Genomic DNA, 629 nt, shown 5'->3' with positions numbered 1-629 from the left:
CGATACGAAATTTGCAATCGTCCTGCGGGAAGACTTGCCCGTCTGGCAGAAACTCAACGTCACCGCCTTTCTGACCAGCGGCATCGTCGCGCAGTTTCCCGACATCATCGGCGAGCCCTATCGCGACCGCTCAGGCAATCTTTACAATCCCCTCTCGATCCAGCCGGTCATCGTGCTGTCGGCAGACCAGGCGACGCTCGCCACGATCCATCGGCGCGCGCTGGAACGCGGTGTGACGACCTCGCTCTATGTCGAGGAGATGTTTTCGACCGGCTTCGACGCCGCCAATCGCGCCGTCTTCGCGCAATTCGGCCCCGAGGACGCCAAGGCGGTCGGCATTGCGTTGCGTGCCGAGAAGAAGGTGGTCGACAAGATCACCAAGGGCGCCCGTATGGAGGCATAGCGCGGGAGGCTTGGACTAAGCCTGGCGGCTTCTATTGTTGTGCCAGCAAGCTTAGCGGCGCGGCAGCGGCCGACAATAGGCTTGCCGGCAAGCGACAATTCCCGCAAAGGTGGGCTCCAGCCCAGCTTTTCCCCGGCCAGCAAGTGAATGCTTCCCAAAGATATGTCGAGAGCGCGACGCCGCCGGTGGCGATCCTGTGCATGCTTACCACCTATGTCTTCTTCAC

1 protein-coding gene is annotated in these 629 nt (G+C 61.4%); it reads left to right on the top strand.

Features of this window, described 5'->3' with window-relative positions; all coding sequences use genetic code 11:
* On the top strand, positions 1 to 403 hold a 403-nt coding region (locus ACWTU8_RS31875; protein WP_455851261.1), incomplete at its 5' end, for a DUF2000 family protein.
* Positions 404 to 629: the final 226 nt, after the last annotated feature.

Source organism: Mesorhizobium sp. BHbdii (genome assembly GCF_053848045.1).
This window is presented reverse-complemented; position numbering and strand designations above follow the sequence as displayed.